We start from the raw sequence: 21,175 nt of genomic DNA on the forward strand, positions 1-21,175 counted from the left end.
GCACCTGTCCTTCTTAGCGCTGCTTACAGTTATTCGAATTTTTGTATACCGAAGGCAGGACGCCCACGATCCTCTTGAACTTATCGATAAAATAATCCGTATTGCTGAATCCGACCTGTGCTGCAACATCAGAGATTTTCAGCTCCGTACGCTTCAGCAGGCCTTTAGCGGCTTCAATCCGCTTATGGTTCAAATATTCACAGAAGCTGCGGCCGGTCTCTTTGCGGAACACCTGCCCCAAATAGGCAGAATTCATATGAAATTGCCGGGCCAGCTCTTGAAGCTGCAATTTATTGCGGAATTCAAGGTCCACGTACTGGATAACATTATAGATCGTGTTCCCTTCGTTAGCCTCCTGCAGCTCAGCCAAATAGACAGCCGCCCGTCTGCACAGCCCGCTTACATAACTGCCCAGCCTGAAATAATCGCCCAGCTCGCCCAGGTTTCCGAACTCCTCGTGATGCTGGTTCATCATTCCGGCGGTTTCGCCATTACGTTCAGTGATCAGCCGGCATAAAGTCATTTCCAGATGGGCAATCCCTGCCTGGACAGCTTCCACCGAAAATAAATGCTGCGTGTAGAACATGAAGATATCCCTCACACATGGCTCAATCGCCTGAATATCGCCTGCCTTTACTTTTTCCAGCAGCTCTGTGAAGGTTTCCTGGTCGATACTCAACTCTTTAGAGGAGTTCCTGAAGTCGCTATTAAAAAAAACACCACCCTTTTCTCTGCGGTACTTCAGCTTCCACATTTCCAGCGTCTGCAAATAAATATCCTTTAGGGAAAGGGCGCCAGACATTCTTTCGCTGACCATAACGGCTACCGGCTCCTGTAGCTGCTCTGCCAAATCCTGCTGAAGGCGGTTGACTCCGGCAGTCAGGCTGTCCCGGGAAAGGAAGGCGGATTGCAGAATCAGGCCGAACCGGTCCGCGCTGTCCTGGAAGCAGCCTGCTAATTCGCAAGGGAAGTAATCCTTCAAATGCTGCTGAAGAAGCGCTGCGGCAGAGGGGGGATCGATAAGAATGCCCAACAATTCCGCATCTGTGGGTATATTCATCAAATTGGCTGCCATCAGCTGGATATCCTCATCATCCTCCCCCTGAATCAGGCGGTTGATCAGATTGCCGACAATCATGGCCTGTTTCTTCTGACGCTCCAGATTGGAAGCGATTTCATTATGAATCATCAAACTGATCCTGCTTAGCAGGGCTTCGATCTCCTCATCATCGATCGGCTTCAGCAAATATTGATCTACCCGCTGGCGCAGAGCAGTTCTTGCATATTGGAAATCGTCATAACCGCTTAATATTACAAACCTGGGCGGCTTAACCATGGATTGATTCAGCCTGGTAATTAGCTCAAGACCGTTAAAGACCGGGATATGAATATCCGTTAGCACAAGATCCGGCTTAAGCCTCTCGGCCATCCGCAGTGCATCCGGGCCGTTAAGAGCTTCCCCGCACACTTCAAATCCAAATCTTTCCCAGTCCACCATCGTCCGCAGCCCTTCAAGTACCCAGGGCTCATCATCAACAATCAGGACTTTCAACATGTGCCATGCACCTCCATGTTCAAATTTGCAAAGAGATGTCTGCAAAATAACTATAGACCATGCTAACATAGATTTGTGAAAACATGGAAGAAGAAGTGTGTAAAAAGAAGAAACCGGTCAGCTGTCCGGATAACTGCACCCCCTCTAAAAATAATTAAATCACTTCCGGTTCAAAGTCATATAATGTAACATAAGTCATTTACTTTGCAGATTTTTCTTCTATAATGATGTTTAAGTTACGTTAAAAATTACTCTTTTCGCATACACCCAACCTTTTATGTTATATTTCATTACGCAATTAACCTTGCTACAGGGAAGTGAATTTCTTGACGGTCACCTTGCTTCTCTCATCCAATGAATACAAGAAGAAATTATCCCGCTGCTACAATGAGGTTCATAAGGAGCTGTACGGAGTCGGCGTGACCCAGCTAAAGATTGAGGCTGTGAACGAGACAATGATTATGTTCCTGGTGAAGCATCAGCGGGTCGCAGCCCTTCGCGCACTGGAAGATCATTATCCCGAGCTGAAGCAGTCCGTAGACGCCGCGCTGCATCAGGAATTCAAGCGGAGAATCCAGAAGAAGCTTACCGAAGACCTGGAACTGCCAGCCGCAGGCGTGCTCAGGGACTACGATCCCCAGACGGCTTGGGCCTGCACAGTCATTATTTGTGATTCCGGTCCAGATCAATGATGCGGGATTTATCCCGCGGATTTACAGCAGCCGGTATCCATTGATTGTTATTCCGATAATTCAAAATACCAGGCTTCATCTCGATTCATCCTGATGAGCCGAAATTCCCTTAAGGTTCGCCCTATATCTGTTTACAGATTGCAGGAAGCCGTTGATTAGAGACCCTCTCTATTTCAGCGGCTTCTTTTTGTTATATACATCTGACCTCCAAGGCTTCGCAGCAATGCAGCCCTTGGTCAAAGGAGATTCCGTACATGAGAATTGTAGTAGCCATTACAGGAGCCAGCGGCTCAATTTACGGGTATTCCCTGATCCGCAGCCTGCACCAGCTTGGCATCGAAACCTATATCATCGCTACCGGGGCCGGTGCGAACGTGATGAAATATGAATGCGGCATAGAGATGCAGGAGCTTGCGCAGTACGGGACCATCCTGCCAAATTCCGATCTGTTCGCTCCCGTTGCCAGCGGATCCTTCAAAACGGACGGAATGGTGATTGTCCCCTGCTCAATGAATACACTTGGAGCTATTGCGAACGGCATGGGCGATACCCTCCTCAACCGTGCAGCCAGCGTGATGCTGAAGGAGCGGCGGCGGCTGGTCATTGTGCCCCGCGAAACACCGCTGCATCTGATTCATCTGGAGAATATGCTCCGTCTTGCCCGGGCAGGTGCCGATATTATGCCGGCCTCCCCCGGCTTCTATAACCATCCAACCGAAATATGGGAGCTGGTGAATTTCATGAATGCCCGGGTACTTGATGCATTCGGTATTGAACATCAGTTAATGAAGAGATGGGGTGAGGGTTAAATGGCTGCAGTTAATATCAGACAATTGCTGAACCACTGGGAGAGCAGCGGCCAGCTGCTGCACATCCGCAGGGAGGTTGACCCCCGCTTTGAGCTTGGGGCCGTTGTGAAGGCTGTAAAGGGTAAGCAGCCATTGCTGTTCGAACAGGTAAAAGGTTATCCCGACCCGATGACCGTCGGTCTTGGCGGCTCTAAGGAGCTGATCGCAGACAGCATGGACATGACTCCAGCCGAGCTGCTGCCAAGGCTGGTCGCCGCCATCGTCTCGCCTACGCCAACCCGGCTGGTGGAGCAGGCACCGGTGCACGAGAAGGTTATCACCAGCCGGATCCGCCTGAAGGAGCTGTTTCCGGTATGCACGTACCACGCGGAGGACAGCGGCGCTTATTATGTCTCCGGTGTGATGGTCGTCAAAGGCGAAGACGGGCGCAAGCGCTATACCTCCATCCGGCGCATGCAGCTGCTGGAGGGGAACCGGACCGGTATTCTGATCTCCTCCCCCGAGCTGTTCCAGCAGTACAAAGAATTCGAAGACCGCGGAGAGCCGATGGAAGCGGCGTTCATGTTCGGGGTTGTGCCGGCGGTCGTGCTGGCCTCGCAGATCAGCACCCACTTATTCCATACGGATAAGCTGGAGGTGGCTTCTTCCCTGCTCCATCAGCCGCTCGAAGTCGTCCAGTGCAAAACGGTTGACCTTGAAGTGCTGGCAGAGGCGGAGGTTGTGTTCGAGGGGCGGATACTCCCCGGTGTCCGCGAGCCGGAGGGTCCGTTTGGAGAACTGGGCGGCTATTACGGCCCGCGCACAGAGCAGCCGGTGGTCGAAATCTCTGCCGTCACCCACCGGAACCAGCCCATATGGCAAACCATCCTTCCGGCCAGCTACGAGGAGAAGCTGCCGATGGCCATCTCCCGCGAGATTGCCCTGCTCGGCTCCGTCCGCCAGGTTGTTCCTGGAGTGAAGGATGTCCATATTACGATGGGCGGGGTCGGCCGCTATCATGCGGTCATCCAGATCCGCAAAGTCCAGGAAGGTGACGGAAAAACGGCGCTGCTGGCTGCTTTTGCCGGTGACAAAGACCTCAAGCATGCTGTAGTTGTCGATGAGGATGTCAATCTGCTCGACCCGCTGGATGTGGAATGGGCCATTGCCACCCGAGTGCAGGCTGATCTCGATCTGTTCATCGTCCCGGGCGCCAAAGGTTCACCGCTGGAACCGTCACATAATTTGCGCGGGGTATCTGCCAAAATGGGCATCGACGCCACCTGCCCGCTCGCACATAAAGAGCAGTACCGGAGGACACATATTCCGGGACAGGATGAGATCCGGCTGGCCGACTATATATAGCTTAAACGTCCTTATGAAGGATAGGCTCACAAAACTTAAGCCTATGCTTCCGATGAGAGTTTTGTACGAGGCGAACTCTGTGAAGATGGCTCACAAAACTTTAGCCTATGCTTCCGAAGTGAGTTTTGTACGATGCGAACTCTGTGAAGATGGGCTCACAAAACTTTCAGGAGGTGCATGATGCAAGCGATCGGCTTAATTGAAACACGCGGCCTGACCCCGGCGCTGGAAGCGCTGGATGCTATGTGCAAGGCGGCGAATGTCAGGCTGGCCAGCTTCAAACGGGTTGGCTCAGGACTGGTGACAGTGATCGTCGAGGGCGATGTCGCCTCTGTGGCCGCAGCCGTCGAAGCCGGTGCAGCCGCTTATCAGAAGACCGGCGGGCAGCTGGTGGCATCAAATGTCATCCCGCGTCCGCATCCCGATCTCGCCAGGATGCTCCTCTAAGCTTCCTGCCGGAATAAAGTCATCAAGGAGGTGAATGACCTTGTCCAGTTTTATGAAGGACGTTGTTTCTGAAGTACTGCAAAGAAATCGCACCGCCGCTCCGGGGATAGCGGCCCCTGCTCCTTCCTGCACGGTAAGCAGCCGGGAGAACTGCCCGCACACCTGTGCTCAGCCGGGGCATTGCTCCAAGCCCGAGCTACCGCTTCAGCGCACCAATTACCAGAAAGAGCAGACTGCCAGGAGGCTGGCCGTTCTGGCCGGGCTCCCTTCACCGGCACAGGCTCCTGCCGGCAGGCAGCCGGATTCCCTTGCAGCTGCCAGGGTAATGCAGCCGGCAAAACAGCCGACAGCGGATGCTGTCCCCGGCCGGGACATGGCCGGACAATACCTGTCTCCACTGCTTCTGCGCACTTTGTCTCCGCTGGAGCAGAAGGATAACAGCCCCTTGGGGAACTCCACCCAGCCGCGGATCACCCCGGAGCCGCAGGACATACTTGCGCCGGTCCGCCTCCCGGCAGCAGGCGGGCTGGAGGTCTGGCTGTTCCCCCGCATCCGCGATGACCTCCGCCCGCTGCTTGGCAGCTCCAGCCGCAATTACAGCTCTGCCGGGGTTATCAGCGCAGCTGCTTGCCACCCGGGCCAGCTGTTCGCCGCCGAAGAGCTGCTCTCCGGCGAGCCTGAGCTGGAATCGGACATCTGCTGGAGCAACGACGGTGGCGGGTTTGAGCTTAAGCTGTTCGGCAAGGATCAGCATAAGGTGGCAGCCAAGCTGGAGGAGCTCACCGCATATATGCAGGCCGGAGCAGCTTCTCCTGTCCGGATATGGATCAGCCTGCAGCCCGCCCGGCTGCTGCGGCGGTATTTCGGCGGCGGACAGCAGGAGGCCATTGCAGTAGTAGCCGGTACTTCCCGCTGGAACAGCATCGGCATCGCAGAACAGTGGCTGCAGCGCCATCCTTCGTCCGGGCTGCACCTCCGCACGGAGCACGGTTACAGCATTATAAGCGGAGCTGCCGAACAGATGGCAGCGGCAGCTCCCGGGTTAGCAAACCTGGCTGAGACATGTAGATGATTACAATTACCGCTGAACAACGAATGAATTCATTAAGGAGGCTTCCTTCATGCAAGCACTGGGTTTAATCGAGACGCTGGGCTTTACCACCGCCGTCTCCGCGGCGGATGCCGCGCTCAAAGCAGCGGATGTGCAGCTGGTTGCCGTCGAGAAGGTCATCGGCGTCGGCGGTTCACTGGGCGTCACCCTGCATTTCAGCGGCGATGTTGCTGCCGTAACCTCATCCGTTGAGGCCGGCAAGGCAGAAGCGCAGCGGGTCGGCACCGTGGTCTCCGCCCATGTAATCGCCAAGGCGCATAGCGATGTGACCGGCAAGATACTGGACCATTACCTGTTGCCTGAGAACCGCTCTGAGGCTGGTGCTGATGTCTCCACCCCTCCGCCGCACCAGTCTTATGCAACAACCGCTAAGCCGCCTAAGTCAGCGGACTTAGCCCAAGCATCAGATTCACCGGATTTACCGGATCAGCCAAACTAAACTAATGGAGGTTTTTAAGATGGGAGAATCATTGGGATTAATCGAAACAAAAGGTCTGGTAGGCGCAATCGAAGCAGCTGATGCAATGGTAAAGGCTGCGAATGTAGAAATTTGCGGGTATGAAAAAATCGGCTTCGGTCTCGTAACGGTAATGGTCCGGGGAGATGTGGGTGCGGTAAAAGCAGCGACCGATGCAGGAGCTGCCGCAGCTAAGCGTGTCGGAGAGCTGGTGTCGGTGCATGTCATTCCGCGGCCGCACAGTGAAGTGGAACGCGCGCTATTGTCCAAGGGAATTGAATAATATTCACTATGGATAGCCGGCATAGCGCGGTTGCAGCCAGCGCCCTTCTCGGCCTGGCGTACCGGTCCAGGGAAGAGGAATTGAACAAGGACTTTCCCCGGGTCTTTATTCTGCTGGCCGGTCACTTTATTGGCATGGAGGAAGGGTATTCCGCAATAAAGCAGCTTGACCGGACCCGGACACGGCTACGGCTGGCGGGGGATGAACAGCTGCTCCGTGATATTACAGTTCAGGAGCTGGCTGCTGCAACAGGGGTTGACGATATTACTGCAACTGCTGCTCTCCGCTCTTGTTCAACGGAGGATGCCGATATTCTGTTTATTCCGGTCCTATCTTTGTCTCTGTTGTCCCGGTTAGCCCAGCTGGATGCCGGTGATCCTTTTGTGGAGCTGATTGTGCGGTTCCTCTGTGCCGGCAAACCCGTGGGGACACTGACGCTTGGGGCGAATCCGGGGCATTACCGCTGGGGGGAGCAAGGAATGTTTCAGGCCCCTCCCCGGCTGAAGGACGAACTGCAGCATAAGCTTGCAGCCATTGAAGATTTCGGCATTACGCTGCTTGAACCGGATCAGGTGAAACACTGGTTCTCTTCCGCCCAGACAAAATCGGGCAAACAGGTACTAACCGCGGGGGATATTCAGGCCGCACTAAGAATGTGCACCACGTCCATCCGCCTGGCCGCTCCGGCGGTGATCACTCCGCTTGCCGTGGATCTGGCCAGGCAGCATGGCATTGAAATTGTATTCTAGACCAAAGAGGTGACAATCACATGAAGCTGGGAATCATTACGGGGCATGTCGTCGCAACGCGCAAAGATGAGAATCTGATCGGTGCCAAGCTGCTGATCATTCAGCCGATCCTGCCTGATGGGGCACCTGCGGGCCAGCCGGTCGTTGCCGTTGATACAGTAGGCGCGGGCATCGGTGAGACGATCATCTACGCGGTGGGCAGCGTGGCTTCAAGAGCAACACAGCATCCGAATGCCCCGGTTGATGCAGCCATTGTCGGGATCGTGGACAGTGTGGATTGCGCCCGGACAGGAGGTGTGTAGCAGATGCTGACAACAGAGATAAGAGATGCGATTCAGCGCCGCCGGATGATTGATGTCCTGCTCTCCGGTGATGCTTATGCCGACCTGGTACTGAAAGGCGGCTATATTATCAACGTAATTACCCGGGAGATTTATCCCGGCGATGTCGCCGTCAAAGGCGAACGGATTCTGCTTGTCGGCCAGGCGGATAAGCTGATCGGCCCCTCGACCATTGTCGAAGACATGAGCGGCAAATTCATCAGCCCCGGTTTTATTGATTCCCATATGCATTTTGAGAGTGCGATGCTGACCGTTACGGAATTCTCGAAGCTGTCCATTCCTACAGGAACAACCACGCTGGTGGCTGATCCGCATGAAATCGGCAACGTGCTGGGGGTCCCCGGCATGAAGGCGATGATTGATGAAGCACGCACGCTGCCAAACCGCGTCCTGTTCACCGTCCCCTGCCTCACCCCCGATGTACCGGGCCTGGAAACTGCCGGGGCGGATATCGGCTCCAAGGATATGCAGGATCTGCTGAAGGATGACTATGTGCAGGGAATCGGCGAGCTGCAGGGCTTCAGCAATGTCCATCCGGTGTACAACAATGCGCCTTATTTAATAGATGATCTGCTTGCTTCCGTCTCTTATGCCAAATCAATCGGCAAAACCATCGAGGGCAACGCCCCCGGTTTGTTTGGCCGGGAGCTGGCAGCCCATATCATTTGTGGCGGCGGCCATGTCTCCTGCCACGAGACCACCACCAAGGAAGAAATGGTGGAGAAGCTGCGCTATGGGGTCAGCGTGTTCATACGCGAAGGCTCCTCGCAGCGGAACATGGCGGAATGCATCCGTGCCATTACTGAAGAAGGGATGGATTCCCGGAGGGCGATCCTCGTCTCCGATGATATGGTCCCGGAGGATCTGCTGAAGCATGGACACATGAACGATATTGTACGCCGCACTATTGCTGTAGGCATCGACCCTGTTGAGGCGATACAGATGGTTACGATCAATCCGGCTACCCATTTCGGCTTCCAGGATATCGGACTGCTGGCCCCCGGGGCCAAGGCCGATATCGCTGTCATCAGCGATCTGGCACAGATGACGGTATCGCAAGTGTATATCAGCGGAGTCAAGGTGGCCCAGGACGGCGAATTGACCCGTGACATCCCATCCTATACTTATCCCGCTTCCGTGAAGAAATCAGTCAAGCGGAAGCCCGTCAAGCTGGAGGATCTTCACCTCTCCTCAGGCGGGGCACATGGCAGCGTTCAGGTCCGCGCTATTGAGGTCATTCCCGACCAGAATCTGACCGGAGCGGGGATCTTCACCGCTGCCGTCAAGGACGGCGTCGTGCAGCCTTCGGTAGAGAATGACCTCCTGCCCCTGCTCGTTGTCGAGCGGCATGGCCGCAGCGGCAAGATCGGCAAAACCTTCGTCCGCGGCATGAAGCTGAAGGCCGGCGCCATCGCCGAAAGTGTGGCCCATGATACCCACAACATCATTGTCACCGGCACCAATTATGCCGACATGGTGACAGCGGTCAACCGGGTGATTGCCATGGACGGCGGGATCGCCATGATTGAAGGCGGCAAGGTGGTTGGTGATCTGCCGCTGCGCATCGGCGGTCTGATGACCGACGAGCTGACCGGCAAAGAGATGAGCGCAAGAATCACCGAGCTGCACCGTCTGGCCCGTGAGGAACTGGGCTGCACCCTGCATGTGCCGTTTATGCACCTGTCCTTCCTCTCGCTCGTCACCAGCCCGGCCTGGAAAATTACCGACATCGGCCTGATCGATGCCGATGCCTTTACCGTACTGCCGGCGCTGGTCTGATCATCACTATTTTATCAAAGGAGGCTGCTGCACTTGGGTATTCAGGTAGTCGATCTGTCCCAGGAAATCTATCAGGGGATGCCGGTGTTCCCGCCGCATCAGAAGACGATGATCTTCCCCAATATGAGCCATGAGGAGAGCCGGCAAAAGCTTGGCTTCGAATTCGCTACGAATAACCTGCTTATTAACGAGCATGGTCCGACCCATAGCGATGCTATTTATGAATATGACCCGCAAGGGGCGACGATTGACGAGATGCCGCTGGAGTATTTTTACGGGCCGGCCGTCTGTCTTGACCTCTCTCATATCTCACCCGATGACTATATTACCCGCAGGGATTTGGAGCTGGCCCTGGACAAAGGGTTTCTTCATCTCGACAAAGGAGACATCGTGCTGCTCTACACCGGTCATTATAACCGTGCTTACGGCACGGACGAATGGCTGACCCGCTACACCGGACTGGATTACGGAGCAGCTGAATGGCTGGCCCGGCAGGGTGTCGTTAATATCGGCATCGACGCGCCTTCCATCGACAACCCGCTGGATACCACCTTTGCCGGGCATCTAATCTGCCGTGAGTACAAGCTGACCAATACCGAGAATCTCTGCAATCTGGACCAAATCGCGCAGAAGCGGTTCCTCTACTTCGGGCTCCCGCTCAAAATCCGCAAAGGCACCGGCTCTCCCATCCGGGCCGTCGCAGTTTTCATAGAATAAAATATTAAGCAGGTGAAGGACATGAGAAACGGAACTCTGATCGAGGAAATTATCGTACCGGCATACGAAGGCAGAAGCGCTCTGGTGCGCAAAGGCCAGACACTGTATATCATAGACGTGGAGGGCAAGCAGGTCGGCGATTTCGTCTGCTTTAATGCCGGTAACCCTGACGAGCATGTCTCCCCTGTGCATATGCGGGCTTCACTCAGCAGCATCCGCCTTAAACCCGGCGACGGCCTCTACAGCAACTACCGGCAGCCGCTGATGCAGCTGACCCATGATACGGTCGGACGGCATGACTTCTTTTTCCCGGCCTGTGATTATTACCGCTACAAGGTTGATTTCGGACTGGAGCAGCACCCGAACTGCCACGATAATCTGCAGAGGGCATTGCAGAAATACAACCTTGGAGACCAGGAGCTGCCCGATCCGATCAACTGGTTCATGAATAATGCACTCGATGATAACCTCGACTATGTCATTGAAGAACCGCTCTCGAAGCCCGGTGATTATGTCGCTCTCCTGGCACTGACGGACGTGATTGTCGCCCTCTCCTCCTGCTCGCAGGACCTCGCTCCCGTCAACGGGTTCAAGGTCACTCCGCTGCTGATGCAGATTACCGGTTAGGCTGTTTTGTACACTGATATCCGATTTGTTCACACCCCCTGAATTCCATTTTGTTCACTGCTGTCAGCTTGCTGCACTGTTCTGTTCACCCCTATGAAGTTTATAATCATACTGTGAACAATACAGAGAGGCCTTGACGCCAGTGCGCATTATGAATTCAGGGGGATGCTAATGAGACTGAACAAGCTTGGCAATCGAAGAGCACTATACAGCAGGATATTGGTCAGTATGACACTTTGTGTATCCTTAACCTTCCTTGTTTCCACCATTATTTATTACAACTACTATATTGGCGTCGAAAAGACACAGGCTTTCCGTTCCGACCTCAGCGATCTCACACAGACCAGCAAAGAGGTTGTGAACATGAACGAAGCCGCGCAATCGCTTTCATTTCAGATCTACCGCAACAGCACCATCTCCAAAATCGTCTTCTACGACAAGCCGGATATTTATGACGTCACAGCCGCCATGTCCGAGCTCGGAAATTATTTAAGCTCTATGCCGTATATCGAATCCATCTATGTCTATAACCCGAAAAGCGCAAAGCTCTATATCGCCTCTTCCCACGGCCAGAACGGTGTATTTACCGAGCAGGAGCTGGTGGATACGAATATTCTGGATATTCTGAACCATTACGAGGAATACAAGCCGTTTACGCCGATTCCGCGCGTCTATTCGAACGGTGCCGAGGAGAATGATCAGGTCCGGGCTTATACCTTTTTATGCTACGACGCCATCGGCTGGGACCGGACGATTAACTCGGCAGTGATTGTTAACATTTCCGCCCCTTGGATCAACAAAGAGATTAACAGTCCTGCCGATTCCAAAAGCGCAACCTTTATTCTGTCCGGGAACGGTTCCTTCCTGTCCGGCAACAGCCTGGAGCAGCAGGAGCTTTCAGCCGAAGAAGCCCGCATGGTAGAGCAAAAGATTACAGGAGATTCCGAAGGCTACTTTATCGGCAAGTTTGCAGGCGTCAATTCGCTAATCTCTTTTACTGCGCCGGATGACCTAAGCTGGCAATATGTGCGCATCACCCCTTATGACATCATCACCAAACAGACCGACAGCATCCGGAACGCCACTCTGCTCATCGCCGCCCTTATTCTGGTTGGGGGGATTCTTCTGTCCTGGATCACCTCCAAAAGCCTGTATCTGCCGATCAACCGGATTGTCAGTGAGATGAACATTCTCGAGAGTGAGAAAAGGGACAGCATGTTTATGATCCGGCAAAATACCATGCGCGATCTGGTCCTGGGCCTTAAGCCGCTGCAATCCATTCAGCAGGTGGAGAAACTCAGGCAGCTTGGCATTCACTTCACCTTCAATGATGATTACCGGCTGATTCTGCTGCGGATTGACAACTATAGAGAATTACGGGATGAACGGTCGTCCTACCTGCTGGCTTACAAATTTGCAATTATGAACATCGCCTCGGAAATCTGCGGCCAGACCTACCGGGTTGAAACCGTCGATATGAATGATGATGGAATACTTGTGCTCCTGAATATCATTGATTCAATAGAATACACCGACACCGGTCTGATTGAGACACTCCTGCGGCAAATTCAGCTGGCCTGCTCCGATTATCTGAAAATAAGCCTAACCCTCACCTACAGCCATATCGACCGGAATGCCGTGCAGCTGCATAAGCTTTACAAGCAGGTCAGAGAAGCCTCGAATCACAGGCTGTTTTACGGGCATGGGTGCATCATCAGTGCGCAGTCCATAAGTGCACTCCAGGCCAATACGTACCACTATCCGACCGAAAAAGAAAAACGTCTGACCGATGCGCTAATGTGCGGCAAGATTGAGGAGGCCAAGGAGCATTTCAGCACCATTATCCGGGAAGCTGAATCGTATCCTTTTCATACCGTGCAATTAGCCGTTTCGAGACTTAGTGTGACGATAAAAGAAATCATCAGCACAGTCCAAAAACGTAACCGTTTACAATGTGATGGAGTGCCCGCCTTGCCAACTCTGGAATCCGTAGAAACCGTCGCCGAGCTGGAAGATGCCTTCTTCGCCCTGTTCAGAGAAATGCGCGGACAGCTGTCTGAGAAAAAAAACGCCAAGCAGCATGATCTGATCCGCCTGATCAATCAAAAGGTAGCCGAGAACTATATGGAGCCGAATCTTAGCCTGAACCAGATCGCCGATGAGCTCGATATGTCTCCGATCTACATCAGCCGGCTCTATAAGCAGCAGACCCTGACCAGCATCGTCGATGTCATCCTGGAGGTACGTATGCGCGAGGTGTGCAGCCTGCTGGAGAACACCGATCTGCCGGTAACGACCATTGCCGAGCGCTGCGGCTTCACCAGCAGCTCCTATCTGCACCGGATGTTCAAGCGCAGCTTCGGCACCACCCCTACCGACTACCGGCGCTCTAAAAATGCCTAGTTCAGGTTGCAGCCAATCTTCCCTCTATCTGCGCACTTATTCTTTGCCTTTAGCCTCCATCCCGCTCTTTCCATGAGCAGCTTCGGCAAATAAAGGCCGAGGCTGCCTCATGAGGTTATTTAAAAGCCACCCAAGCCAGCCTCCAAGTACATGGAGGCTGGCTTTTCTGCTGCTCCCTCCCTATGCCCCCGAAGCCGGTGGCTGGAGGGCTTTTTTTTGAGCAGTTTGGGCTGGAGCAGTTACCGCTTAAACAGCGGATAAAACGGAATGATTGTGGAAAAGCGGCAGCGGCCGCCTTTGTGTCCGGATTTTCACCGCCAAGGTTAAATCAAAAAATCCGGACACAACAGCGGTTGGAACAACATTCCGTTTTAGGAGCGTCCACTTAAGCACCAACTCCTCCCGCACAACCCAGCGGCAAATAAAACGCCCCAAAAGCCATCGGCTTCCGGGGCACACCTCCACTATTTAATGCCTTTCTCCGCAACATAAGCGTTCCATTGCTTCGTCCACTCGGTCTGGATTTTTTCTAACCCGGCCTGTTTGGCCTTCTGCATGAAAGTTTCCAGCCCTTTATCAATATCCTCTACAAGGCCTGCCTCCAGCGGGAAGAGGTATTGCTTCTCTACTTGCTCCAGTGCCGCTTTCTCAGCCTGGTAAGAGGAGTAGTCTTCCGCAAAGCCCAGGAACAGGTCAGGCTTCTGGATCTTATCCAGCTCATCGAAGATCGCCTTCACACCGTCAAAGCCTTTATCGAACAGCATGAACTCAGGATTTCTCCAAGCCCAGCCGTTCATCCCTTCACGGGAGAAGCCATTGCTGGCGCTGGTGCCGACAAGCTTGTAATAGCCGTCTTCAACGGTGTAGTTCTTGCCCTCAATACCATACTGCGTCAGCTGATTGTAGCGTTTGTCGAGGACCAGCTTTTCATAGAACGCGAGAGCTCTTTCCGGGTTCTTACTGCTCTTGGGAATCGCAAACCCGTTGTGAATCGGGTGTACAGGTGTAGCATAACCCGTGGTCAGGCCGAATGGAGAATAAGCCAGCTCCCATTCGGGATGGGTCGTGCTGATCTTCATCTTCATGTCGTTATAGCGCGTCGGATTATCTCCGAACATGCTGGCCGCTTTGCCGGAAGTCACCGGATCCTGCATCGTATCCTTGATATTCAGCACGTTTTTGGGGATGAAGCCTTTGTCCGCCCAGCGTTTCATCGTTTTCAACTCTTCTTTTTGTTCATCAGAACCCCAGTAGGAGTAGACAGTAGTAGGCGATTCATACTTCACTCCCATCCCGTAAGGGAGAGCGCCAATCATTTTGTTAAGCTCGGTATAAATGTAGTGGAGATTATTGCCGATATCGCTGTTCAAGGACATTGGCATCATATCCGGCTCGTTTTTGACAATGCCATCCATATAAGCCTCATAGCTGGCCAGATCCTTAGGCACCGGCAGATCATATTTCTTGCGCAGATCCTCGCGGTAGACGAAGCCGTTGGTTACGTACTCTTTATAAGTGGCAGGAACGGTATAGATTTTACCGTCAACCTTTACATCTTCCCACATCGACTCCGGTACGAATTTCTGCAGCTCCGGTGCAGCCTTAGGCAGCAGATCGTCAATGGCCAGGAAGGCGCCGCGTTTGGCGTACGATTGATACTGGGTCCAGTCCGCTGTAAAAATCAGATCAATCGCCTGGCCGGAAGACAGCAGCAGCTTATACTTCTGATCCCAGTCCGTCCAGCTTGTATAGTTGAACTTAACCGTGGCGTTCAGCTCTTCCTGAGCCATCTTGTTGATTTCGTCTTGAATGACCGGCAGATCCTTAGGGGCATCGCCGAGCATATAGAACTGGAGCTCCACCTTCTTCGAAGTGTCTATTCCGGTCTCTGCCGGAGCTGCCATACTGGTTGTGCTGTCCGTTGCTGCGGCTGTGTCTTTATTGCCGTCTGTCCCGCTGTTTGCGCCGTTTGCGCTGTTCCCGCTGTTGTTATTGCCGCCACAGCCCGCAAGGAGCGAGAGCGCCAGCGCAGCCGTTGTAAGCGTAACCAGAGATCTTCGGCCTGTCTTCTTTTTCATCATGAACCCTCCTAAAAGTTTTGTTTAGCATACACATCCTTGAGTTACTTCGAACAAAACTTGCCTCGGAAGCATAAACTTAGTTTTGTTTAGTTTAAGCATCCTCGAGTCACTTCGAACAAAACTATGTTAGCCGGACAACAGGCACAACCTTCACGGCGTGCTCCACTATACGGTTCTAACCTTTTACAGCGCCTATCGTCAAGCCTTTTACAAAATACCGCTGAATGAACGGATACAGAAAAAGAATCGGTCCGGTAACAACAATGGCCATCGCCATCTTGGTCGACTCGGTCGGCAGATCACTGCCCAGGCTGACCCCGGTGCCCGCGCCCATGTTGGCGATAAAGGCCGCAGAGTTGATGACGTTGTACAGATGGAACTGCAGCTGATATTTATGCGGATCGTTGATGAACAAGGAAGAGGAGAACCAGTCGTTCCAATACGCCAGGGCCAGAAACAGGCTTACTGTGGCGATGCCGGGCATCGACAGCTGGAGCACGATCCGCCAGTAGATTTTGAAATCACCGGCCCCGTCGATCTTAGCGGACTCGAACAGCTCCTCAGGAACAGCCGAGCGGATAAAGTTCTTCATCAGAATGATCAGGAACGGGGTCATCAGCCCCGGAAAAATCAGCGCGCCGTATGAATCGGTCAGATGCAGATATTTGGTGATCATAATGTACCAGGGCACCAGTCCGCCGCCGAACAGCGTCGTGAAGTAGATATAGAAGGAAAAGGTGTTGCGGTATTTGAAATCCTTGCGGGCCAGCACATATCCGGCCATCGTCATGAAGAACAGCCCCAGCAGCGTGCCCGTTACCGTCGTGAACAGCGTAACCCCATACGCCCGCAGAACCTCGTCAGGGAAGGTGAACACCGTCTTGTAGCCCTCCACCGAGAACTGCGCCGGGATCAGATGATAACCGTCCTTGATGATCGATTCATTGGCCGTCAGAGAAGCCGAGATAATGAGCAGAAACGGGATCAGGCAGGCCAGCGAGCCGAGAATGATGACCGTGTACGCCAGGCCCTGCAGCAGCCGCGTATAATGATCGTCTTTGATTTGCATACTCCTTGTCTCCTCCTAGAACAACGCGTAATCATCGTTTATTTTGCGGATAATGTAGTTCACCGTCATGATCAGAATGAAGCCGAACAGCGATTGATACAGGCCTGCCGCTGTCGCCATTCCGATGTCAAAAGTAACCTTGAGCGAACGGAACACATACGTATCCAGAATATCCGTCGTATTGTACAGCACCCCGTTGTTGCCGATCAGCTGGTAAAAGAGGTCGAATTGCCCCTTCATAATACTTCCGAGCGAGAACAGCAGCAGCACGACAAAGGTAGATTTCAGCATCGGCACCGTGATGTACCAGATCCGCTGAAAGATATGCGCACCATCGATTTTGGCCGCCTCGTAATACTCATCACTGATTCCTGTGATAGCGGCCAGATAAATGACCATGCTGTAGCCGAGATTTTTCCAGAGGTAAAAAAGTATGATCAGGAATACCCACACCACCGGCTTATTGTAGACATCGACCGGACCTGCGCCGAACCGGGCCAGCAGCGTATTTAAGAAACCGCTATCATAATTGAACACGTTGTAGACGATAACGCTCAGAATTACGAAGGAGACGAAGTACGGCAGGAACATAATGGACTGCGTAAGCTTTTTGAACCATTTCACCCGCAGCTCACTGAGCAGAATCGCACAAACGATCGCCAGCACGTTCCCCAGTACAATAAAAGCCAGATTATAACCGATTGTATTGAGGGTAAGCTTCACCAAAGTGCCGGATTTCCAGAGAAACTCAAAATTTTTGAGCCCGACGAACGGTGCACTGAACAATCCAGAATTGAAGTCAAACTGTGTAAAAGCATAATACACACCCACCATTGGAAAATACGAATTCACCAGGAAGAACAACAGTGCCGGAAGCAGCATCAGAAAAAGAACCCGGTTATGGATCAGCTCATGGAGGAATCCCTTCCTCTTCTTTTTTACCGTGCCTGACCCTAGTGGTGATGCTGCCGGGCCGCCTCCTTTTAAGGGAAGCTCTATCGCGAGCGGTGTTCCGGTCTTGCGTTTGCGCTGTCTCAAAGCCCTCACTCTCCTATGCCTGTATATGAACCAAGTATAGAAAAGCCGCGTCCGGCCGAACAGTGGACCTTCAGGGTATTCCTGTATTATGTTGAGCAGCGGGGAGTGAACATTTTCAACTTTTGTGAAGGAACGCAGGATAATGGTCTATTACTGCACGTCAAATAGCCCCGGCATCTCTTCCGCAGAAGAAAACACCGGGGTGAATTTTCGGTTTTACTTATTCAAAAAGAAGCCTCTGCCGCCTTGCACTGGACAGCCTGCTGGCCTCCATCCTGCGACTCTGCTGCATACAGCACCTTCCGCCCGCGCCAGCGCCGCAGCACCAGTAGCCCTCTCGCCGCTTCATCGGCGATCATGCAGCAGTAAATACCGACTAGCCCCCAGCCCCAGCTGATGCCGAGCAGGTAAGAGCCTCCGATCCCGATCAGCGTCATGCTGATCAGCGAGATCGTCATCGTATAGCGGGTATCCCCGATAGCGTTAAGCGCATTTCCCATGGCCATGTTGAGCATTTTACAGGGCTGCAGCAGCAGGTTCAGTGCCAGCAGGGCCACGCCGATGGAGACAATTTCCCCGTCGACCGTAAACATGCCCAGCAGCGTCTTGCCAAAAGCGAACAGCAGCACAACATTCGCACTGACAATAGCCAGCCCGATATACAGCGTCCGGTAGGCACTGCGGTAGACCTCTGACAGCTGGCGTGCACCGAACAAAGTCGCTATCCGGATCTGGCCTGCCATTGCTACCGCATAGCCCAGGGTGAAGCAGAAGGATTCCAGCGTATTCAGATACGTGCGTGCCGCCAGCTCTTTGGCCCCGAGCATAGCCAGAAAGGAGTAAATCGCCAGCTGTGATACGACCCAAGCCGAGGAATTCAGCCCCAGCGGCCAGCTGATCTTCACAATCTCCCCGAACAGCTTCCGCTTGAAGGTAGCGAAGTCCCGCAGCCGGATTCTGCGTTCAAAGGCACCGCAGAACATCATCAGCAGTACTATCGCGCCAAGCCCTCTGCTGATTACATTGGAGATGGCGATTCCGCCAAGTCCCATCTGCGGCAGTCCGAACATGCCAAAGATAAAAATATAATTCAGAACAATGTGGATCACATTGACTGCAACCCCTGTATACATCGGCCCCCGGGTATTGCCCGTGTTGCGGATAGCCGAGCCCAGGGAAGCAGTCAGTCCTATCAGAAACAATCCGCCGCCGACATAAGTCAGATAGACATGGGCAAGCGGGATCAGTTCTCCGGAAATATTCAGCGCTCCGCCGACCGGATCGGCGAACAGGAACATAATGATGCTGACGAGAAGTCCCAGCACCGTACTTGCTGTAACTCCCATTATTGCTATTATGCGCGCATCCTCCTGCCGTCCTGATCCGAGCCGCTGGGCAATCAGAATGCCCGCCCCGCCGGCAAAGGTGGTGAACAATGTTGTCAGCGCCCCGAACAGCTGGTTCGATATCCCGACGACCGCCACTGCATCGTCCGAAATGCGGCTGACCATAATGGTATCCACGGTTCCCAGCAGCGTCTGCAGAAAAATTTCAATAAAGATCGGCCAGGCCAGCACCCAGAGCCCGACGTTTCCTGTCTTTAGTTTCACGTTGGGTTTCACTAATCGAACTCCCCCTCATCCTGCTACACTCTTGGATAGTACCCTTGTAACCTGCCTGCAGATTACCTTGCTAGGAGTAAATTATAGGTGATATACTCGAGGAAATGTAGCAAATTCCCAACCTAAACTTTCAATTTCTAAACCTGATCTACAGGAGGACACCATGAGTCTGCTTCAATTTTCCAGCCCTCCGCTGCCCCATTACATTATTAGCGGAATTATGAATTATTCGCAGGGCTTCCGCCATGTGAACCGCCATAATATTAAGGTGTTCGACCTGCTGGTCGTCCGGGAGGGCTGCCTCTATGTTGGCGAAGAGGACCGAACCTATGAAGTCAGAGCAGGAGAAGCGCTGATTCTCCGCCCGGACTGCCACCATTACGGCACCGCAGATTGCCGGGAGGACGGCTCCCACTACTGGCTTCACTTTCAGACCCCGGGTCCGTGGTGTTCTGCAAGCTGTCATGCTGAAGCTCCCCGTGAACTGGATACCACGGAGGAGTCTGCCCATTACAACTTGTATAATGCCCGCACCTTCAGCTTCCGGCTGTCGCAGTATATGACGCTGCTGCAGCCGGCCAGGATGGAGGAGCTGCTCGCCCAGCTCGAGCTCCTCAAGGTTAACGCCCACCTGGATGGAATCCGCTTCAAGCAGCAGATGCTGTTCCAGGAGGTGCTGCTGCAGCTCTCCGCCTCCGTACACCGCGAACGGCCCGCGTCCCAATCGACCGCCTGTGCGGAGCAGGCGGCCTCCTTCCTCCGCGCCCATTACCGCGAGGAGATTACAACCGGCATGCTGGGCGACTGCCTCAACTTCCATCCGGTCTACATCGCCCGCTGCATGAACCGGGAGTACGGCTGCTCACCGATGGAATACCTGCTCCGCTACCGGATCGAGCAGAGCAAGCTGCTGCTGATGCAGACCAGCTTCCCGATCGCCCGGATCGCCGAGGAGGTTGGCTTCAATCAGGCGCCGTATTTCAGCTCCAGCTTCATGAAGCTGGAAGGTATCTCTCCCCGGCAGTACCGTCAGCGCTTCTCTTGAAGCACAGCTCTGCTCATCGGCCTGCCGCAGAGCAACAGCCCCTGCATAACCGGGAGAGCTTCCCGGCTATACAGGGGCTGTGTATTGTGTACTCATAGGTGTTGTCTTGTTCGGCAGCATAGCTGCCCTGCTAACTGTGTTCCCCGGCAGCAGCGGGTGATGAACACTCCTCCGCAGCAGGCAAGTACCTGCTCCCCGGCTCAGCCTTTTACAACGGCGTTCTTCTCTTTATACTGCTCCAGGGTTATAACTTCACCAAAAATCCCGATATCACGCAGTCCGGACAAATGCATCTCCTCATCCTTGGATGCGCAGCAGTCGCTGATGCAGACTACCTTATACGTGTGGTACATCGCATCGGATGCCGTAGACCGGACACAGACATTGGTCCACACACCGGTGACCGCAACCGTATCGATCCCTTCTTCGCGGAGGAACAGGTCCATATCCGTATAGCTGAACGCGCTGTGGCGTCTCTTTTGCACCACGTAATCGCCTTTTGACTCATCGGGCCTAAGCTTGTCGATGAAATCCGAACCCCAGCTGCCTTTGATCGCATGGACCGGCCGGACCCGGAAGTCGGCATCGTTCTTCCGGTGCGCTTCCTGTACGAAGATAACCTGAATCTCATTCTCATGGCTGAATTCAATCAACTCCTGCAGCGCCGGCACGATTCCCGCACCGTTTGGACAGGTCAGCGCCCCATCCGGATGAATAAAGTCATTCAACATATCTATAATTACTACAGCCTGTTTGCCCATGCCTTTCACTTCCCTCTCGGTATGTTGTTATATATAAGTGAACTTTAGATTTACCAGACCGGCTCAGAACGCGGGCTGCGGGGAATGTTTGGACTTCCGGCCGCTGTTAGGTTTGAATTTCCTGAATTTGACCGCTATTTGCGGTAGAAAATCAATCCTTGCCTATGCTTTCGAAGTGAGCTTTCCTGCGGAAAGCTTTTAGGCGGACGCTAACGCTCCTACAGTTCCAAACTTCCCCTCCGTCG

At 53.5% G+C, this 21,175-nt stretch carries 20 protein-coding genes; 14 read left to right on the top strand and 6 right to left on the bottom strand.

Features of this window, described 5'->3' with window-relative positions; genetic code table 11:
- Nucleotides 1-13: 13 nt before the first annotated feature.
- Entirely contained in the window at nt 14-1,555 is a 1,542-nt protein-coding gene (locus tag JRJ22_RS24985; RefSeq protein ID WP_206102005.1) for a response regulator, read from the bottom strand.
- Between the two features lie 326 nt (nt 1,556-1,881).
- Between JRJ22_RS24985 and JRJ22_RS24990 the strand changes: the two genes are divergently transcribed.
- The 13 genes from JRJ22_RS24990 to JRJ22_RS25050 all read left to right on the top strand — a co-directional run bounded on the left by JRJ22_RS24990 (nt 1,882) and on the right by JRJ22_RS25050 (nt 13,314).
- Entirely contained in the window at nt 1,882-2,247 is a 366-nt protein-coding gene (locus JRJ22_RS24990) for a DUF2294 domain-containing protein (protein ID WP_206102006.1), read from the top strand.
- Nucleotides 2,248-2,501: 254 nt separating this feature from the next.
- Nucleotides 2,502-3,056 carry a UbiX family flavin prenyltransferase gene (locus JRJ22_RS24995; protein ID WP_206102007.1) on the top strand — a complete coding sequence of 185 codons (555 nt, stop codon included), beginning with the start codon at nt 2,502-2,504 and terminating at the stop codon, nt 3,054-3,056.
- Nucleotides 3,057-4,400, top strand: coding sequence for a UbiD family decarboxylase (locus JRJ22_RS25000; RefSeq protein ID WP_206102008.1), 1,344 nt, complete (start codon nt 3,057-3,059; stop codon nt 4,398-4,400). It abuts the gene before it with no gap.
- A 177-nt stretch (nt 4,401-4,577) separates the two neighbouring features.
- On the top strand, nt 4,578-4,847 hold the full coding sequence (locus JRJ22_RS25005) for a BMC domain-containing protein (protein WP_206102009.1): 270 nt from the start codon (nt 4,578-4,580) through the stop codon (nt 4,845-4,847).
- A 40-nt stretch (nt 4,848-4,887) separates the two neighbouring features.
- Complete coding sequence (locus tag JRJ22_RS25010) at nt 4,888-5,919, top strand: hypothetical protein (RefSeq protein WP_206102010.1); 1,032 nt, start codon at nt 4,888-4,890, stop codon at nt 5,917-5,919.
- Nucleotides 5,920-5,968: 49 nt separating this feature from the next.
- Nucleotides 5,969-6,397, top strand: coding sequence for a BMC domain-containing protein (locus JRJ22_RS29505; RefSeq protein WP_206102011.1), 429 nt, complete (start codon nt 5,969-5,971; stop codon nt 6,395-6,397).
- Nucleotides 6,398-6,416: 19 nt separating this feature from the next.
- A complete protein-coding gene (locus JRJ22_RS25020; RefSeq protein WP_019908484.1) occupies nt 6,417-6,698 on the top strand; it encodes a BMC domain-containing protein in 282 nt (93 codons plus the stop codon).
- Between the two features lie 8 nt (nt 6,699-6,706).
- Nucleotides 6,707-7,447, top strand: a complete 741-nt coding sequence (locus tag JRJ22_RS25025) for a hypothetical protein (protein ID WP_206102012.1) — start codon at nt 6,707-6,709, stop codon at nt 7,445-7,447.
- Between the two features lie 20 nt (nt 7,448-7,467).
- Nucleotides 7,468-7,749, top strand: a complete 282-nt coding sequence (locus JRJ22_RS25030; protein WP_206102013.1) for a EutN/CcmL family microcompartment protein — start codon at nt 7,468-7,470, stop codon at nt 7,747-7,749.
- Nucleotides 7,750-7,752: 3 nt separating this feature from the next.
- Nucleotides 7,753-9,567: an adenine deaminase gene (locus JRJ22_RS25035; protein WP_206102014.1), complete on the top strand. Its 1,815-nt coding sequence runs from the start codon at nt 7,753-7,755 to the stop codon at nt 9,565-9,567.
- A 33-nt stretch (nt 9,568-9,600) separates the two neighbouring features.
- Nucleotides 9,601-10,284, top strand: a complete 684-nt coding sequence (locus JRJ22_RS25040) for a cyclase family protein (protein WP_206102015.1) — start codon at nt 9,601-9,603, stop codon at nt 10,282-10,284.
- Between the two features lie 21 nt (nt 10,285-10,305).
- A complete protein-coding gene (locus JRJ22_RS25045; RefSeq protein WP_206102016.1) occupies nt 10,306-10,911 on the top strand; it encodes a DUF1989 domain-containing protein in 606 nt (201 codons plus the stop codon).
- A gap of 171 nt (nt 10,912-11,082) precedes the next feature.
- Nucleotides 11,083-13,314 (top strand): helix-turn-helix transcriptional regulator, encoded by a 2,232-nt coding sequence (locus tag JRJ22_RS25050; protein WP_206102017.1) that lies wholly within the window; start codon nt 11,083-11,085, stop codon nt 13,312-13,314.
- 464 nt (nt 13,315-13,778) lie between these two features.
- On the opposite strand, the gene JRJ22_RS25055 is transcribed toward JRJ22_RS25050, so the two are convergent.
- From JRJ22_RS25055 to JRJ22_RS25070, 4 genes are all read right to left on the bottom strand, one after another.
- Nucleotides 13,779-15,392, bottom strand: a complete 1,614-nt coding sequence (locus tag JRJ22_RS25055) for an extracellular solute-binding protein (protein ID WP_206105298.1) — start codon at nt 15,390-15,392, stop codon at nt 13,779-13,781.
- 178 nt (nt 15,393-15,570) lie between these two features.
- Nucleotides 15,571-16,464 (bottom strand): carbohydrate ABC transporter permease, encoded by an 894-nt coding sequence (locus tag JRJ22_RS25060; RefSeq protein WP_206102018.1) that lies wholly within the window; start codon nt 16,462-16,464, stop codon nt 15,571-15,573.
- Nucleotides 16,465-16,479: 15 nt separating this feature from the next.
- Nucleotides 16,480-17,346, bottom strand: a complete 867-nt coding sequence (locus JRJ22_RS25065; protein WP_232381220.1) for an ABC transporter permease — start codon at nt 17,344-17,346, stop codon at nt 16,480-16,482.
- Nucleotides 17,347-17,726: 380 nt separating this feature from the next.
- Nucleotides 17,727-19,124, bottom strand: a complete 1,398-nt coding sequence (locus JRJ22_RS25070) for an MATE family efflux transporter (protein WP_232380951.1) — start codon at nt 19,122-19,124, stop codon at nt 17,727-17,729.
- 163 nt (nt 19,125-19,287) lie between these two features.
- On the opposite strand from JRJ22_RS25070, the gene JRJ22_RS25075 reads away from it, so the two are divergent.
- Nucleotides 19,288-20,169, top strand: coding sequence for an AraC family transcriptional regulator (locus JRJ22_RS25075; RefSeq protein WP_206102020.1), 882 nt, complete (start codon nt 19,288-19,290; stop codon nt 20,167-20,169).
- A gap of 200 nt (nt 20,170-20,369) precedes the next feature.
- On the opposite strand, the gene JRJ22_RS25080 is transcribed toward JRJ22_RS25075, so the two are convergent.
- Nucleotides 20,370-20,930 carry a cysteine hydrolase family protein gene (locus tag JRJ22_RS25080; protein ID WP_206102021.1) on the bottom strand — a complete coding sequence of 187 codons (561 nt, stop codon included), beginning with the start codon at nt 20,928-20,930 and terminating at the stop codon, nt 20,370-20,372.
- Between the last annotated feature and the right edge of the window lie 245 nt (nt 20,931-21,175).

Origin of the sequence: Paenibacillus tianjinensis, from assembly GCF_017086365.1 — a bacterium.
Lineage (GTDB): Bacteria > Bacillota > Bacilli > Paenibacillales > Paenibacillaceae > Paenibacillus_AQ > Paenibacillus_AQ tianjinensis.

Coding starts and splice junctions, on each gene's coding strand:
- JRJ22_RS24985 (WP_206102005.1), bottom strand. CDS start 1,555: ATGTTGAAAGTCCTGATTGTTGATGATGAGCCCTGGGTACTTGAAGGG.
- JRJ22_RS25035 (WP_206102014.1), top strand. CDS start 7,753: ATGCTGACAACAGAGATAAGAGATGCGATTCAGCGCCGCCGGATGATT.
- JRJ22_RS25020 (WP_019908484.1), top strand. CDS start 6,417: ATGGGAGAATCATTGGGATTAATCGAAACAAAAGGTCTGGTAGGCGCA.
- JRJ22_RS25050 (WP_206102017.1), top strand. CDS start 11,083: ATGAGACTGAACAAGCTTGGCAATCGAAGAGCACTATACAGCAGGATA.
- JRJ22_RS25045 (WP_206102016.1), top strand. CDS start 10,306: ATGAGAAACGGAACTCTGATCGAGGAAATTATCGTACCGGCATACGAA.
- JRJ22_RS25000 (WP_206102008.1), top strand. CDS start 3,057: ATGGCTGCAGTTAATATCAGACAATTGCTGAACCACTGGGAGAGCAGC.
- JRJ22_RS29505 (WP_206102011.1), top strand. CDS start 5,969: ATGCAAGCACTGGGTTTAATCGAGACGCTGGGCTTTACCACCGCCGTC.
- JRJ22_RS25030 (WP_206102013.1), top strand. CDS start 7,468: ATGAAGCTGGGAATCATTACGGGGCATGTCGTCGCAACGCGCAAAGAT.
- JRJ22_RS25065 (WP_232381220.1), bottom strand. CDS start 17,346: ATGCTGCTTCCGGCACTGTTGTTCTTCCTGGTGAATTCGTATTTTCCA.
- JRJ22_RS25005 (WP_206102009.1), top strand. CDS start 4,578: ATGATGCAAGCGATCGGCTTAATTGAAACACGCGGCCTGACCCCGGCG.
- JRJ22_RS25055 (WP_206105298.1), bottom strand. CDS start 15,392: ATGAAAAAGAAGACAGGCCGAAGATCTCTGGTTACGCTTACAACGGCT.
- JRJ22_RS25075 (WP_206102020.1), top strand. CDS start 19,288: ATGAGTCTGCTTCAATTTTCCAGCCCTCCGCTGCCCCATTACATTATT.
- JRJ22_RS25080 (WP_206102021.1), bottom strand. CDS start 20,930: ATGGGCAAACAGGCTGTAGTAATTATAGATATGTTGAATGACTTTATT.
- JRJ22_RS25060 (WP_206102018.1), bottom strand. CDS start 16,464: ATGCAAATCAAAGACGATCATTATACGCGGCTGCTGCAGGGCCTGGCG.
- JRJ22_RS25025 (WP_206102012.1), top strand. CDS start 6,707: ATGGATAGCCGGCATAGCGCGGTTGCAGCCAGCGCCCTTCTCGGCCTG.
- JRJ22_RS24995 (WP_206102007.1), top strand. CDS start 2,502: ATGAGAATTGTAGTAGCCATTACAGGAGCCAGCGGCTCAATTTACGGG.